This window comes from Companilactobacillus heilongjiangensis, from assembly GCF_000831645.3.
GTDB classification, from domain to species: Bacteria; Bacillota; Bacilli; order Lactobacillales; family Lactobacillaceae; genus Companilactobacillus; species Companilactobacillus heilongjiangensis.
On the sequence record NZ_CP012559.1, the window covers coordinates 260,862 to 277,749 of the forward strand.

General features: G+C 38.0%; 11 protein-coding genes. 10 read left to right on the top strand and 1 reads right to left on the bottom strand.

All coding sequences use genetic code 11. The annotated features are described in order from the left end of the window. The first annotated feature begins 416 nt into the window (after positions 1–416). The 3 genes from JP39_RS01100 to JP39_RS01110 are packed head-to-tail and all read left to right on the top strand — an operon-like array spanning position 417 to position 4,418. The gene (locus JP39_RS01100) at positions 417–2,792 is read left to right on the top strand and encodes an ATP-dependent DNA helicase (RefSeq protein WP_041501551.1); all 2,376 of its coding nucleotides are present in this window, start codon (positions 417–419) and stop codon (positions 2,790–2,792) included. Continuing rightward, positions 2,782–3,498, top strand: coding sequence for a hypothetical protein (locus tag JP39_RS01105; RefSeq protein WP_041501552.1), 717 nt, complete (start codon positions 2,782–2,784; stop codon positions 3,496–3,498). Before JP39_RS01100 ends, JP39_RS01105 begins: the two co-directional genes overlap by 11 nt. Beyond that, entirely contained in the window at positions 3,495–4,418 is a 924-nt protein-coding gene (locus JP39_RS01110; RefSeq protein ID WP_041501553.1) for a sce7725 family protein, read from the top strand. The genes JP39_RS01105 and JP39_RS01110 overlap by 4 nt, the downstream gene beginning before the upstream one ends. Before the next feature lie 29 nt (positions 4,419–4,447). Here JP39_RS01110 and JP39_RS01115 read toward each other — a convergent pair whose 3' ends face one another. Further along, positions 4,448–5,311, bottom strand: a complete 864-nt coding sequence (locus tag JP39_RS01115; protein WP_041501554.1) for an NAD(P)-dependent oxidoreductase — start codon at positions 5,309–5,311, stop codon at positions 4,448–4,450. Positions 5,312–6,066: 755 nt separating this feature from the next. On the opposite strand from JP39_RS01115, the gene JP39_RS01120 reads away from it, so the two are divergent. The 7 genes from JP39_RS01120 (at position 6,067) to JP39_RS01155 (ending at position 16,861) form a co-directional block, all read left to right on the top strand. Continuing rightward, positions 6,067–6,918, top strand: a complete 852-nt coding sequence (locus tag JP39_RS01120; protein ID WP_041501555.1) for a YitT family protein — start codon at positions 6,067–6,069, stop codon at positions 6,916–6,918. Positions 6,919–7,127: 209 nt separating this feature from the next. After that, entirely contained in the window at positions 7,128–7,718 is a 591-nt protein-coding gene (locus tag JP39_RS01125; RefSeq protein ID WP_041501556.1) for an NAD(P)H-dependent oxidoreductase, read from the top strand. 833 nt (positions 7,719–8,551) lie between these two features. Next, complete coding sequence (gene ltrA / locus JP39_RS01130; protein ID WP_048698678.1) at positions 8,552–9,928, top strand: group II intron reverse transcriptase/maturase; 1,377 nt, start codon at positions 8,552–8,554, stop codon at positions 9,926–9,928. A gap of 243 nt (positions 9,929–10,171) precedes the next feature. Then, entirely contained in the window at positions 10,172–12,055 is a 1,884-nt protein-coding gene (locus JP39_RS01135; protein ID WP_048698753.1) for an LTA synthase family protein, read from the top strand. Between the two features lie 374 nt (positions 12,056–12,429). Then, entirely contained in the window at positions 12,430–14,316 is a 1,887-nt protein-coding gene (locus JP39_RS01145) for an LTA synthase family protein (protein WP_048698755.1), read from the top strand. Between the two features lie 397 nt (positions 14,317–14,713). After that, complete coding sequence (locus JP39_RS01150) at positions 14,714–15,823, top strand: DMT family transporter (protein ID WP_041499735.1); 1,110 nt, start codon at positions 14,714–14,716, stop codon at positions 15,821–15,823. Positions 15,824–15,940: 117 nt separating this feature from the next. Continuing rightward, on the top strand, positions 15,941–16,861 hold the full coding sequence (locus JP39_RS01155; protein ID WP_041499736.1) for an aldo/keto reductase: 921 nt from the start codon (positions 15,941–15,943) through the stop codon (positions 16,859–16,861). Positions 16,862–16,888: the final 27 nt, after the last annotated feature.

The window sequence follows — 16,888 nt, forward strand, 5'->3', positions numbered from 1 at the left end:
GTGAGGCCGGGAGTTCACCAGCCTATCACCACTTTCACTGCAGTCTCCATTCCTCGCAACCCGTGGCTAGTGTTTTTGTTGGATGTTTTGAGATTGAATAAGTAATATTATTTTGTTATTTAACTATGAGTTAATTGAAAAAAATTAAAGATGAAAATTACAAGAACAGATTATTAGTAGAATTAAATCAATAGAAGATGAAATAAATTAGTCGGAAGGGCTGGGAATATTTGCCAGCTGTGGGTGTGGCGTTATGGCTTTAGCCATTACACCACCGGGCGAGTTTGGAGACTTACCGGGCTTTGGTAAGGCTTCAAACCGAGGTTCGAGACCGGACTTTGGCTCGGTCCGGTCCGCATAGCAGGTAAATGTTCTCAGCTCTGTAGACGGCTAACTTAATGCAAGGGAGAAAGTATATGACGACTAAGATTGGGATTCGCCAGTTGGTAGAGTTCGTTTTACGTAGTGGAGATTTAGTTGAAACAAAAAATAGTCAGAATACGGCTCTGAATGGTGCCCGAATCCATCGTCGACTCCAAAAAGTACGTTCGAAGAATGATGATTATGAAAGTGAAGTTTATTTAAAAACTGATGTCACGATGAATGATAATCAGTATGTTATTTCTGGTCGAGCGGATGGGATAACTTTGACCAAGGATAAAGCTTTGATTGAAGAAATTAAAACGTCTGATCAACCTTACGATGAGTTGAGTGACAACACCTTGGAGTTATATTGGGGTCAGGTGAAAGTCTATGGCTACATCCTGTTGCAAGAACACCCTGAATTAAAGCATGTAACGTTACAGCTGACGTACTTTCAGGTTAGCAATGAAGAAGTCACCATAGATGAACAAACACTTGGACACGAGGAATTAGACAAGTTTTTCGAAGACTTGATTACTGAATATGAATATTGGATTACTCTACGAGCCAAATTACGTAAAACTAGAAATGATTCGATAAAAAAGATGCCGTTTCCTTTTGATAAATTTCGAGCTGGTCAACACGAGATGGCTGCGGCTGTGTATAAGTCAATTTTGTTGGAGAAAAGGCTCTTTGTTGAAGCGCCAACTGGAACTGGTAAAACTATTTCCACACTCTTTCCCGCAATCAAGGCTATGGGTGAGGAAAAGGTTCAACGATTGTTTTATTTAACCGCCAAGCAGAGTACCCGGCATGTTGCTGAAGAAACGGTTGAATTGATGGCTGGCAAAGGTTTGAAATTGAAGAGCATTACTTTGACCGCCAAAGATAAGATTCGTTTTCCGGAAGAACAGGATGTTCCACCTGAAGAAAATCCTTATATGATAGGTTATTATGACCGACTAAAACCGGCATTGTCAGATTTATTGACTAATGAAGATGCCATAACTAGGTCGGTAATTGAAAAATATGCCAAAAAACATACGGTTGACCCGTTCGAGTTTTCGCTTGATGCTTCATTATTCTGTGATTTAATTATTTGCGATTACAATTATTTATTCGATCCATTAGTGTATTTACAACGATTCTTTGTGGAAAAGGATACGGATAATTTCTTCCTGATTGATGAAGTCCACAATTTGGTCAGCCGCTCTCGAGATATGTATTCGGCCGAAATCCCTGAAGCTCCGATTGCTAAATTGTTGAAGGAAGCTAGGGCTATTGATACTAAAGCGAGTGAAGATTTTCAGAAACAATTGAAAAAAGTTCGCCGAGTTTTTACACAGATGAAAAAAGTTTTGAAGGAAGATGACCAGGAGGAGAAGATCACCTCAGACGCTCCAGAGAAATTGATTAATACTTTGGGTAAATTCAATGATTTCATGGGTGATTGGATGGCTGAACAAAAGCCGTCAGACTTTTTAGATGATACGAAAGACTATTTCTTCAATTCACTGACATTTGTAAAAATCGGTGCACTATTTGATGACAGTTATAAAACTAGAATCGTTTTGGATGGCAAGAATTTGGTTGTAAAAGAGCTCTGTCTTGATCCGAGCCACTTTATTAATGAGTCGCTGAATCTCGGTTTGGGTGCAGTGTTGTTCTCCGCTACATTGTCGCCAATGGACTACTATCGCAGTGTTTTAGGGGGAATCGATAATAGTTTGGCTTATCAACTGCCATCGCCGTTTCCTGTGCAAAACCAAGAAATTTTAATAACGCAATATATACAGACGACATATCGACAAAGACAATTTAGTCAGGACAGCATTGTGCAAAGTTTGAATACGATGATTACTAGTAAAACCGGCAATTATCTGTGCTTTTTCCCGTCATATAGCTATTTGAAACAAGTTAAGGATGCCTTTGAAATTGCTCACCCCGAGGTAGATGTGATTGCTCAACAAGGTGAGATGGAAAATCAAGCACGACAAGAGTTTCTAGATCAATTTACGGAAAACCCGGATCATACGTTGGTCGCCTTTTGTGTGCTCGGAGGAATTTTCTCTGAAGGAATTGATTTGCGGGGTGACCGGCTAATTGGTGTAGCAGTTGTCAGCGTTGGTTTGCCCGGATTGAGTGCTGAGAATAACTTGATTCGTGATTATTATGATGCCGAAAATGGTCGTGGATTTGAATATGCTTATCAAATGCCCGGATTTAATAATGTTTTACAGGCAGCAGGTCGCTTGATTCGGAGTAGTCATGATGCCGGGATAATTTTATTATTGGACCAACGGTTCGGCAGTGCCAGATATACCCAACTTTTTCCACAGCACTGGCGAAATTACCGCAGGGTTAGTTCATTGCCACAATTAGATGCTGATGTGCATAACTTTTGGAGGGGAAGACAAGATGAAAACTAAGTTAACGAAAGAGCTAGAAAGTACGCTCTATCAGTATTGCTTTGAGCAAGGTTCATATGTGGTCGAAGAAGTTTCCATGCCTGATAAAAAGGGAATTGTCGACACTTTGAGTTATCAACAGTTGGCTGATAATCAGATTGAATGGCGTTGTTATGAACTGAAGGTTACTAAGTCCGATTTCCATTCCAAAGCTAAGCTGTCATTTATTGGAAATTATAATTACTTTGTTTTACCACAGAAATTATACGATGAAGTTGAAGATGAGATTCCCAGTCATATCGGCGTTTTAATTTATCGGGCGTTTGATAAGAAAGCTATGGAGGCGTCACCTCAAACGTTACGGGCCCCAGGCTTTTTAACAGTTGCTAAGAAAGCACAATATCAAGATTTACAAGTTGATGAAAAGCAATTGACTAGTCACTTTGTAGCGTCGTTATTCCGTGAAGTCGATAAAGCCAAGCGGGTTGAAAAGGGCTTGCAACTTTATAGTGATGACCAATTATTTAAAGAATTAAAGAAGCGTGCCAAAGCAGGCTATGATGTCTATACGCCAGATCATAATATTTATGACCGTTTTGTGGACGATTTACAAGATGATGCCGTAACGGCGTTACAAGAAGAACTTGATGCTAGAAATGCGGAGTATCAAGAGTTGAAAATGCAATTGCAGCAATTACAACAGCCAAATTTGGAGGATAAGATATGATTTATTTTCCATATTTTCGCGGTCGAATGTATGATTTACTGGCTCTAAAGGAATTATGCGAACAGAAGCAATTGAGTTCCAAAATTGTGCCGATTATTGAGCCAGTCCGTGATTCCAAGGAATTGCAGCAGACGGTCCAGACGTTCATTGACCATGAGCAGCCATTTAGCGTGATAGCTAATCCCCAAGTTAGTGTGTATGGATTAAACGATACGAAACTTTATCCACTGCCAGATGTTAATAACTTGGATTTTTATTATCCGAGTGCCATTTTGGCAGCTGATTTCAGCAGTGATTTTGTTAAAACTGGGAAAAACCAACAATCATTGTTGATAGCTAAGAATTATGAACTGTTGAAAGCATATAAAGGTACACCTGTTTTGAAAGCTGTGGATAAGGTGTTGATACCAGACGTAGCGCGGATTCATAAGATAGTTGGACAGCAGGCAGCGTCGTTGACTGATCCGTTGACGTTCGTTCGTCATGTGGAAGATTATGCCGACTTAGATGATGAGTTCTTCGAACCGGCCGATTGGTACCATCAAATTGGAAATTATAATGGATTCGGTGATTACTCGATGGTTGGACACGTTTATTTTGATAAGGGTATGCCGTCACGCGCCATTGCGTTGCATTTAATTTATGTCACCAAAGATGGCACGTTGCGAATCCACCATTTTGTTTCGGATAGTAATGAGAAAATGAGTGGTCAAAAGGATAAGTTTTTCGAAGCGTTACGAAAGATGATTGCTTGGTGTTCAGAGAATATTAAAGGATTGAACGCGACGCCAGCTTTGGCAGAATTATTGGAGTACGGTAATCACGATAAATTTCCCGGTCTAGGGATGGTCAAAAAGTTATCATTGATGCATCATTTAGAACTAATGAATCGATTATTGAATTTAGACAAAAAAAGCTGATAACCACGAATTGTGATTACCAGTTTTTTTTACCACCATAATTTAATTAATGCTTGAGTACCATCATCACCGAGTTTTTGTTCATCGACTAATGTTTCGTAAAGTTTCTTAGCTTGTTTAGTTGATGGAAGGTCAAGACCCATTTTTTCACTTTCATCGAGCGCAATACGCAAGTCCTTCAAGAAATGTTTGGAATAAAATCCCGGTTTGAAATCATTATTTAGAATTCTGGGACCATAATTTTCCAAACTCCAGTTGTCGCCACCGCCGCCTTCAACAGTTTCTAAGACTGCTGAAAGATCAAGTCCAGCGGCTTTAGCATAAACAAACATTTCAGTTAAACCAGTCATAGTTCCAGCAATCATAATCTGGTTAGCCATTTTCGCATGTTGACCGGCACCGTAAGAACCGAAGTAGTGATTAGTTTTACCAATAATATTGAAGATTGGTTGAAGTGTTTCGAAAGCCTTTTTGGAACCACCAACCATGATAGTTAATTTTCCATCACGAGCACCGACATCGCCACCAGAAACAGGAGCGTCAATACATTCAACGCCAATGGATTGAGCTTTCTCACCGATTTTTTTAGCCAAGGTAGGTGTACTTGTTGTCATATCAACGACAATTTTGCCCTCACTTAGGCCAGCGATGATACCATTGTCCTTGAAGTAAACATCTTCAACGTCCTTGGGAAAACCGACCATTGAAAAAATAATGTCAGCATTTTCGGCAACGTCCTTAGGATTAGCAAACCATTTGGCACCTTCATTGATCAAAGGTTCAGCCCGAGACTTCGTTCGAGTATAAATATCAACATCATAATGGGCCTTGAGCAGATTATTAATAATACCGCTACCCATAACACCAGTACCAATAAATCCGATTTTTTGCATTGTATATGACCTCCATTGGAATATTCAAAGTTTGAAAGATTATTGAAGTATACCGTTTCCAGAGTTGAGAGTATTCATTCTGCTGCGCGGCACGGCTCGAGCCAAAGTGCGGTCTCGAACCTCGGTTGAAGCCTTTCCAAAATACGGAAAGTCTCCAACACGTCCGGTGGCGTAAGAGCTAAAGCTCTAACGCCACTTTCGCTGCAGATGAATACTCTCAGCTCTTCCAACTCATTTATCTTTGTGAATGATAATCAAATAATGATTTTGTATTACTTAATAAATCGTTACTATAACTGTAGCAACAGTATTTATGTGTGATTTTCGTCCTTCAATCTTTAACTATCTCTATTATAAATGATGAGAGCGTGGAATTTTCTTGAGTTAGAAAATTTGTATAATGTAACCTTCAATTATTACTGACTGACTAGTCGGAAGAGCTGGGAAATATTTGTGTGCCGTGGTAGTGGTATAAGAACGGGAGATTCCTCCCGTTCTTATACCACCGGACGTGTTTGGAGACTTGACGAACTTTGTCAAGGCTTCAAACCGAGGTTCGAGACCGCTCTTTGGCTCGGACCGTTCCGCACAGCTTGAGAATATTTCCCAGCTCTGGAGACGGAATATTTAGACTAATTATAGAGTGCAAAAAAACTTATCAACAATAATCTGCTTAAGGTATTTTTTCAGGTGCCTTGTTTGCTATAATTCAGGTGATGTGTAATCAAATCTAAATAGATGTGGGAGGGGATTTCATGACATTTGTGAAGAACTATTATAAAAGTATTTTAGCAGCTTTATTTTATGGAATAACCTCGGCTTTAGGTATTCAATTACTTCTACAGCCGGCCAAGCTTTATACCAGTGGTGTTACTGGTGCATCACAGTTGATTGTCAACTTGTTAAATGAATTTGCTCATATGGATACACCAGTTTATCTGTGGTATGCATTGTTGAATTTGCCACTTATATTGTTGGCATGGTTCAAATTAGGTAGAAAGTTTACGATTTTATCAATAATATCCGTTGTTTCAGCATCACTCTTCATCTTGATTGTTCCACTATATCCATTAACAAAAGATCCACTTTTATCAGCAGTCTTTGGTGGAATCCTTTCTGGAGCAGGGATTGGACTGTGTTTCCGTTACGGATTCTCAACAGGTGGGACCGATATTATCGCCTTGATTGTTCAAAAGAGTACCGGTCGTTCAGTTGGTCAAGTTAGTTTTGCTATTAATGCAATCATTATTACAATCGCTGGTTTTGCTTTTGGTTGGGAATTAGCTTTGTATACAATTATTTCAATTTACATTACAAATGTAGTGATTGATAAAATGTATATTCAACAACAAAAAATTACCGTTACGATCTATTCACACAAAGTCGATGATATTTCAAAAGAATTATTAAAGTCGTTAAATCGTGGATTAACGTTGGATTATCACTTACGTGGTGCTTATTCTGGCGAAGAAATCGGATCAATTACAACTGTTTTAACAAAGTATCAGCTATTCTTTGCAAAGAAAATTATTATGAACGTCGATCCAGATGCATTTATCAATATTCAACCAACAATGTCTATCTCTGGAAAGTTCAGCGATAACTAAAGAAGCCGCTTATGGCTAATAACTTTATAAGTCGAGTAATTCCAATTTATCTTGGAAGAACTCGACTTTTTTACTGTGCAAAATTAAATTAGTCGGAAGAAATGATATACCAAAGTCAAATTAGAATATAAAAATCACCCTTTATTGAATCCGGTAACCGCTCAAAAGATAATATACTGTATGCAAGAAGTGACAAGGAGATTTTGAATATGAAAACAATTATTTATACTCATCCATATGCGGGTAGCTTTAACCATGAGATTTTAAATAGATTGTCGAATTCTTTTTCAAAAAATGATGAAGAGTTTGAAATAATCAATCCTTATGCCGACAACTTCAATCCAACTTTGACCGATGCAGAATTAAAGCTTTACAGTCAGGGCAAAACAGATGACGAATTAGTTAGAAGGTATCAACGCAGAATTGCGGCCTCTGATGAGTTGATTTTTATTTTCCCAATTTGGTGGCAAGGTACACCCGCAATGCTAAAGGGATTTTTAGATAAAACGATGTTAAAAGGCTTTGCCTATAACGAAGATAATGGTTGGAAAGGCTTATTAACGTACATTAAGCGGGTTACCGTTATAACGACATCAACCGTGCCCGAGTCATATTTAGAAAAGAATTGTGGCAATCCAATCAAAGATGTTTTCATTAATAGAACCTTAGCCGATTTAGGAATTGATCCAAAGACGGTTAACTGGATACATTTTGGTGAAGCCAATGTAACAACAGACGAAAAAAGAGAAAAGTTTTTAGATGAAGTACCGCAGCTTTATGCCAAGAATATTAAAGGATAAAAGATTTACATTAACGTGTAGTATCAGTAAATATTCTGTCTACAGAGCTGGGAAATATTTCCCAGTTCCTCCGACTAGTTAATCCATATTAATTGAATCTAAAAGTATTCAATTGTTTTTGTTCTCAGCTAATTTTATATACTGAAATATAATCTATGCGAATATATATAACTGAATGAAAGTTAAAAAAGTACAACCATAACTGTTTTCGCAACAATTATAGTTGTACTTTATTATTTATTTTAAAAATTGAATTAGTTGGAAGAGCTTAGAATATTCATATGCCGCGAAAGTGGCGTTATGGCTTTAACCATTACACCACCGGGCGTGTTGGAGGCTTGCCGGGTTTGCAAGGCTTCAACCGAGGTACGAGACCGTACTTTGGCTCGGACCGTACCGCGGTGCGCCTGGCATGGGCGTTAACTTAGAGGTGAAAGTCCTCTGTGAACCGTAGTAGTCGGAATCACTAGCTTAGGACAAGGGTGTCCATCGTGAGGTGGAATCTGAAGGAAGTCCAAGGCAAAGTACCGAGCTGATGTACAAGAAGTGGCTATAAGGCTGGATTTGCAGGATAAGGGTGCCGCGGAATTCAAATCCGATCACTACTGCAAGGGCAAATCAAGTAGAGCCAACAGCTACATGGTACGAAAGTTAACGTTCTTACCCAGGGAGGTCTGTATCGAATGTCTGGCAAGGACTCGAAATGAGTCCTACAGACAAATTAGGCCGTGATGTCTAACTGAACGATGCAGAAGTCAGCAGAGGTCATAGTAGTCGCTTTGCGACGAAGGACTGAACATTAATAATTCTTTTCGATATTGGAGGTGGAAGCGATGCGACAATCGCAGAAAATAGAATGTAAATTCGACCATTTTAATGCTCACATATGTGAACAAATGATGGTACGTAGCGCCGCTTCTGGCGAAAATACGAATAAGAATGGCATTTCATTTAAGCAACTAGTTTTAGATGAAAATAATCTCAATAGAGCCTATAAGCGAGTCAAGGAAAACAAGGGTGGAGCTGGCATAGATGGAATGACTGTCTATGACTTGTTCGACTATATTCGTAAGAACAAGGAAGCACTACTTAAGTCCTTAAGTGATTCAACTTATAAACCTAGCCCCGTCAAAAGGGTAGAAATACCTAAGCCAAATGGGACTATGCGTAAGCTTGGTATACCAACAGTCTTCGACCGTGTGGTACAACAAGCAGTGGCGCAGGTTATGAGCCCTATCTTTGAGAAAATCTTCTCTAACAACAGCTTTGGATTTAGACCAAATCGAAGTGCCCATGACGCAGTAAAACAGGTTGTGAGTTTTTACAAGCAAGGCTATCACGTTGTGATAGACCTTGACCTAAAGTCTTACTTCGACACGGTGAACCATGATTTACTTATCAAGTTCATCAAGCAATATACTGATGATGAATGGTTGTTAAATCTAATTCGTAAGTTCCTAACCAGTGGCGTAATGGATGGAAAACTATTTCAAGAAATGGAAAAAGGTACGCCTCAAGGCGGTAACCTTTCTCCACTCTTGGCCAACATATATTTAAATGAGCTGGACAAGTTATTGACCACCCGTGGTCATAAATTCGTCCGCTACGCTGATGACTGTAATATTTATGTCAAAAGTAAACGAGCAGGAAGAAGAGTCCTGAATAGTATTTCAAGGTTCCTAGAAAGTGGTTTAAAGCTAACTTTAAACCAAGAAAAGACCAAAATTACAGTGCCAACAAAGTCAAAGTTTTTAGGATTCTCTTTAGGCTTTACCAACAAGGGCGTATGTTTACGCCCGAGCTATCAAGCCGAAAAGAGGGTCAAGCAATCGCTAAGAAAACTCACAAAGAGGAATCGAGGTCGAAAGCTTGAAGTTATCCTGAAAGAAATAAGACAAAAGATGGTTGGATGGCTCAATTACTATGGAATTGGTGCGATGAAGGATTTTATCAGAAAACTTGATTCTTGGTTGCGAGCACGTATTAGACAATATATTTGGAAGTCATGGAAAAGACCCAAAGCAAAGTATAGGAAGTTGGTTAAATTAGGCGTGACACGGCGTCAAGCGTTTATCTGTGCAAACTCCAGTAAAGGATACTGGCGAACAGCGCACAGCAGTGTGGTGCAACACGCCCTAAGCAAGAAAAAGCTAGAATCTTTTGGCCTAATAGACATGACCAAAAGACTCCAGTCTTTGCAAAATGCTTAAATTAATGAACCGCCGTATACGGAACCGTACGTACGGTGGTGTGAGAGGTCGGTATCGTGAGATACCTCCTACTCGATCAGCAGATGAATATTCTAAGCTCTGGAAACGGAAAACGGCAATAAACTCAATATAACGCCAACCAATGTTGCTATTATTTGATGGTCGTTATAATATTTCCCTAGATATTAAAAATAAATGGTTTAAAATACATATTATGATTATAAGATGAGGATGTTTTATTTAATGCATAAAAAAATTAATGTCTTAGGAATTTTGCAGATACTATTTATGATAGCATCGTCTTTCGCTGTGGGGATTGTTTTAAACTACGCTCAAACTAATGATTTTCTATTTACAATGTCAATCGTACTGTTAAGTAATTTGAATACGTATTTATTAACCGTCTTGATTTTATTTATAATTTATTTGGGGTTATATGGATTATTCAATCGATTTTTCTATGCTTCAGCGTTCTACTTTATCTTCTTTTTGATTTACGCTGTGGCCGATCGTTTGAAAGTTACTTATCGTTCCGAACCCGTTTTGCCAAGTGATCTCTTACTATTGAAGAACATCAAGAGTTTGATGTCAATGGTAACGGCGAAGCTAATTGTTGCGATGATTGTCGTATTTATCGTGGCAGTTGGCTTGTTTATCTTGTTAGAACGTCATTTTGGAAAGTTAACAATGCGTTTTAGACCCGTTACAAGACTGATCTTTATTGCGTTGACTGCTTTCAGTATCGGGATATTTTATACAGCCAGTGATACTAATTCAGCAACTTATAAAATCTTAGCTGCAACGGGTTACACAAATTTGGACTCAAATATTAATAAATCAGCTAATACTAATGGTCCAATGCTGACGTTTTTGGGCAATATTCACGTCGATATTATGGATAAACCGAAAGGTTACAACAAACAAGCGATGGAAGATATTGTTAAGGAATATCGCAGAGAAGCTAAGAGTATCAATAAAGACCGTGATAACAACAATTTGAGCAAGCAAACATTAATTTTTGTGTTAAGTGAAAGTTTCTCTGACCCAAATCGTGTGCCTAATATTAAGATGAATCAAGATCCAATGCCTAATATTAGAAACATCAAGGACAATACAACTTCAGGATTGATGATGAGTTCTGGCTACGGCGGTGGGACTGCCAACATGGAGTACATGGCTTTGACCGGTTTGGCGATGAATCAATTTTCCGATACCTTGCAATCGCCTTATACACAAGTTGTTAACAAACAAGATGATCCTATCAATATTTCTAATAACTTTAAGACTTCTGCGGCTATTCATCCTTATCACGGTAACTTTTATAATAGAAATTCAGTCTATAGAAGTTTTGGAATCCAATCCTTTAGAAACCTTGATACTAAAGGGGATTTAGCACTTAAATACACCAACACAATTCCGGGAATGGAATATATTAGTGATGATTCAGCCTACAAAGATGCGCTTTGGCAAATCAATCAAACAAGTGGCGGTCAATTTATCAATTTGATAACGATGCAAAATCACATGCCATATTTGAACCAATATGCAAAAAATGACTTTAAGAATACTGGCTCAGGTGTGCTGGATAAGACGCGTGATCAAGTTAATAATTATGCTAAAGGCGTCAGCATCACCGATACCGAAACCAAAGATTTTTTGGCTAAACTGGACAATATTAAAAAGCCAATTACGATTGTCTGGTACGGCGATCATTTGCCAGGTATTTACGATAATGACAATATGTATGAATACAATGTTCCTGAACATGAGACGGACTATTTTATTTACAGTAATAAGTATGCTCGAGACCACAATTACGGAACAACTAAACTAACTGATGCGACTGAAGTAACTGATCCGAACGGGTTTATTCCATTAGCATTGAAACAAATGAATCAAAAAGTCACACCTTATTATGCTTTATTGACTAAAGTACAAGAAGAAGTACCTGCGATGGCTAAAAACGTTGCCGAGGGTAGCAATTCATTGTACGTCAACAAGGATAGTAAGGAAGTAACTACGAAGGATATGACGGCTAAGCAAAAGAAATTGATTCGTGATTATGAATTGGTTCAATATGATTTAACAGCCGGCAAGAATTATTCAAAGGCCACTATCAACAAGTAGGTTGCTTCCGGTTGGCAGTGATTTTTTACCAGCTATGAGGACCGGCTCGAGCCAAAGTGCGGTCTCGACCCTCGATTTGAAGCCTTGCAAAACCGGCAAGTCTCCAAAGTCGTCCTGTGGTGTAAGAGCTAAAGCTCTAACGCCACTTTCACAGCAGGTAAAAATCACTGCCAACCTCCAGCTAAATGTGTTTCTTAATCAAGAAGTTTTAGTATACATAATTATCGTATTCTAGAAGAAAACATCATCAACATATTAAAAATGTGAATTTCATTTATTGGAATTCACATTTTTTTATTACATTAATTTTAGAGTACCGTTGAAAATGGGTTACTATATAAGTTATTGAATTAATAAATAAGGGTGTTTTTATTATGCATAAAAATAAATCTAATATCTTCTTACATTGTCTGCAAATATTCTTTATTATTCTATCGGCGTTTATTGTCGGTTATCTACTGAACTATTCGCAGACTGGAATCTTCGAAATGACTAACGGTATTTTGTTCAAAACAAATGTCGTTCCATATTTAATAACGGCCTTGATTTTAACGTTACTGTATTTAGGTGTGTACGGATTGTTTAATCGCTTTTTCTATGCGACTGCCGTATTTTACGTATTCTTTGCGATTTATATTGTGGCAAATAAATTAAAAGTTATGTACCGCTCAGAGCCAGTGTTACCAAGTGATTTGGGATTTCTGTCCAACGCTAAAGAAATGCTCTCAATGATCAGTGGCAAAGTGGTTTTGATTGTCGTTTCCGTCATTTTACTGGTCGTTACAGCTTGTGTAATTTTGGAGAAGATTTTCTCGAATAAGTTATGGCGTTTTAACATCGTTACAAGAGTTGTCCTAGTGGTTTTGGCAATTTCAAGTATTGGTGTCTTTTATAACGTTAATAAAGAGGGCTCAACCATTAATAAGTTGATGACGAAAGCTGGCTACTCTAATTTCACGCCAAATATCAGTATGACGGCCACAACTAATGGACCGCTGTTAACCTTTTTAGGCAATATGCATGTCGATATTATGGATCAACCAAGTGGCTATAATAAGACAGCTATGAAAAATCTTGTTACTAAATATCAAAATGTTGCTGATAATATTAATCAAGATCGTCCCAATAATAATTTGAGCGACCAAACATTGATCTTTGTTTTGAGTGAAAGTTTTGCTGATCCAAGTCGAGTACCAAATATTAAAATTAGTTCAGAAGCTGCACCCAAGATTATGAATATCAAAAAGGAAAATACTTCTGGATTGATGCTCAGTTCGGGTTATGGCGGGGGAACTGCCAATATGGAATACATGACTTTCACCGGCTTGGCATACAATCAATTTTCGAAATCGTTACAATCTCCATATACGCAGCTGGTTACGAAACAAGATCACCCAGTCAATATCGTCAATAGTTTCAAGAAGTCGGCGGCCATTCACCCATTCCACGGAAACTTTTACGACCGTCAGACGGTATATCCAAAATTTGGTTTCCAAAGTTTTCGCAATATTGATTCTAAAGGAAAACTAGCACTCAAATATACCGATACAATCGGCAATAATCCTTATGTCAGCGATGAAGCCTCTTACAAAAATACTTTGTGGCAAGTTAATCAAAATAAAGGGGGTCAATTTATAAGTTTGGTCACGATGCAAAATCACATGCCTTATAACGTTATGTATGACAATAATCAATTTACCGTAACGAATGGTAAAGGTGCTGAGATTCCACTGCAAGTAGGAAATTATGCTAAAAGTATTAATTTTACTGATAATTCAACCCAAGATTTCTTGGATAAGTTAGATACAATCAAGAAACCAATTACTGTTGTTTGGTACGGCGACCACTTGCCAGGCTTGTACGCTAAGAATTCAATGAATGATTATAACGTCATTCAGCACGAAACAGATTACTTTATATATAGTAATAAATATGCGATTGACCATAATTATGGAACCAAGAAGTTAACTGATTCAACCAAAATAACCGATCCAAACGGTTTCATTCCGTTGGCGTTGAAACAGATGAATCAACAAGTAACACCTTACTATGCTCTATTAACAAAGGTTCAAGAGAAGATACCAGCAATGGCGAAAAACAGTGTTGGAGAGAATGAGAATCTCTATGTGGATTCCAATAGTAAGCAAGTTTCAACAAAGGATTTAACAGAATCACAGAAGAAATTGTTGCATGATTACAAACTAGTCCAATACGATTTAACAGTCGGCAAAGATTATAGTAAAGCAACAATTAATAAGTAAGTAATATTGAATAGACTACAGTTTTTCCATAATAGGATAAACTGTAGTCTATTTATATACGAAAATGATTCTTAAATATTCTTATTATTATTAATTAAAAAGATAAATTAGTCGGAGGAGCTGAGAGCGAGTATTCACGTGCAGTGAAAGTGGCGTTACGGCTTTAGCCGTTACACCACCGGGCGAGTTTGGAGACTTACCGGTCTTTGGTAAGGCTTCAAACCGAGGTCTGAGACCGTACTTTGGCTCAGGCCAGTCCGCACAGCAGGCGAAATACTCGCTCTCAACTCCGGAGACGGAATAATTTAAGACATGGAAACACTTACATTTTTTGCGACCCAAAAATGAGAGTACACTGAAGATATTCACTTACAAAAAATGGGGATGACATTAAGTTTTGAATTTAAAGGGTTTTCTATACATATTGATACCAACATTCTTGTTCAGCTCAATGGAAATTGCGTTGAAGATTGCTGGAGGACAATTTAATCCAATCGAATTGAATTTCATTAGATTCTTGATTGGTGGATTGGCTTTGTTACCATTTACTATTCTTTACCTAAAGAAGAATAATGTTCGAATCAACAGATCAGGTTGGGGAAAAATTGCTCTAACTGGATTTGTTATCGTAGTTTTGAGTATGACACTTTATCAACTATCAATTGGAATGACTAAAGCTTCTGTCATTGCCATCATGTTGAGTGCCAACCCAATTTTCGGTTTGATCATTGGCTTCGTGTTCCTAAAAGAAAAATTATCCAGAACTAACGTCTTGGCTTTGATCCTAACATTAGTTGGTCTCTTGATTATCATCAATCCATTCCACCTTTCCGGGGCAATGGGGATCGTCTTAGGTCTTTTGTCATCAATTATCTTTGGTATTTATGGAGTTATGTCACGTGTCTATGGCGGCAAGTTAGGCTTGAACGGTCTTTCAATGACTTGTTTAGCTTTCTTGTTTGGTGCTACAGAGCTTGGTATTTTAATGGGTATTACTCATATTCCAGCAGTTGCTAACGCTATTCCTAGTGGCTTTTCAGAATTTGCTAGAATTCCATATTTCCAAGGTATCAGTCTTCAAACATTGCCATTGATTCTTTACATTTCCGTACTTGTCACTGGTGTGGCTTTCGGTTTGTACTTCGTATCAATGGAAAAAGTTGGTATTCTACAAGCATCATTGATTTTCCTCGTTAAACCAGCTTTGGCTCCCGTTCTAGCTTTGTTCGTTCTTGGTGAATCGATGAATGCCAATACTATTTTCGGTATTGTCGTAATCTTACTTGGTTCATTGATCACACTTATGGGCGAAAAGATTGCTTACGGAGTTATGGCTATCTTCAGACGTAATAATCCTGAAGCACATCCACAAGTTGACGAATTGGAAGTTGTTAAAGATAAAATTGAAAATAGCGAACTTGCTAAACGCCGTAAAGCTACGGAAGAGGCTGTTCGTAACTCCTTGGAGGAGAAACGTGAAAGTCGCGAATTACCTTCTGAAGACTAAAATATAAAAATAAGATTATGCTAATTATGCATAATCTTATTTTTTTTGTTTTCATTGAGCTATTATAAAGGTAACGGTTTCAAAACAACCCGATTGTAATGAGGAGGTGCGTTGCTAATGGAGAATTTGATTAGAATTGGTAACACAGATGTGACAAGTAAGAAAATCGGCCTTGGTACTAACAAGGTTGGAGGACATAATCTCTTCCCGAATTTGAAAGATGAGGACGGTTATGCAGTCGTTAAAGAAGCAATTGAGAGTGGCATTACGACTTTGGATACGGCTTACATGTATGGCTTGGGGCGTTCCGAAGAGATTATTGGTGATGTGATTCAAAACTATGATCGGAGTAAGTTAGTGATTGCCACTAAGGCTGCTCAAGATGCAAACAATGATTTAAAGAATAATAATGATCCAAAATTTTTAAAGAATGCTGTTGATGAGGCTTTAAAACGTCTCAAGACAGATTATATTGATATCTTTTACATTCATTTTCCAGATGAACAAACACCAAAGAATGAGGCTGTCGCTGCTTTGAATGAACTTAAGCAAGCTGGCAAAATCAAGGCCATTGGTGTTTCGAATTTCTCATTGGCTCAAATTAAGGAAGCTAATAAGGATGGTTTGGTCGACATCGTTGAGGATAATTACAGTCTGCTACATCGGGATGCAGAAAAGGAATTGTTCCCATACTTGCGTCAAAATAATATTTCATTTGTACCATATTTCCCATTAGCATCAGGTTTGTTGACGGGAAAGTACAGTGCGGCTGATGCTAAAAAATTTAGTCAGTATACACCGGCACAATTCAATCAAGTGTTGGCAGCGATTGACCAAGTTCGCAAGTTGGCTAAAAAGTACGATGCTACCGTTGCACAAGTTATCTTGGCTTGGTACATGAAGAACCCTGATATTTCGATCGTTATACCAGGAGCTAGAAAACCAGCACAAGTTGAACAAAATGTTAACGCATTAAACGTGGATCTAGGAAATACCGACTATCATGCAATTGACGAAGCATTTTCCGATTTCGAATAGAACTTAGAATAAGGGAGAAATAGTAAT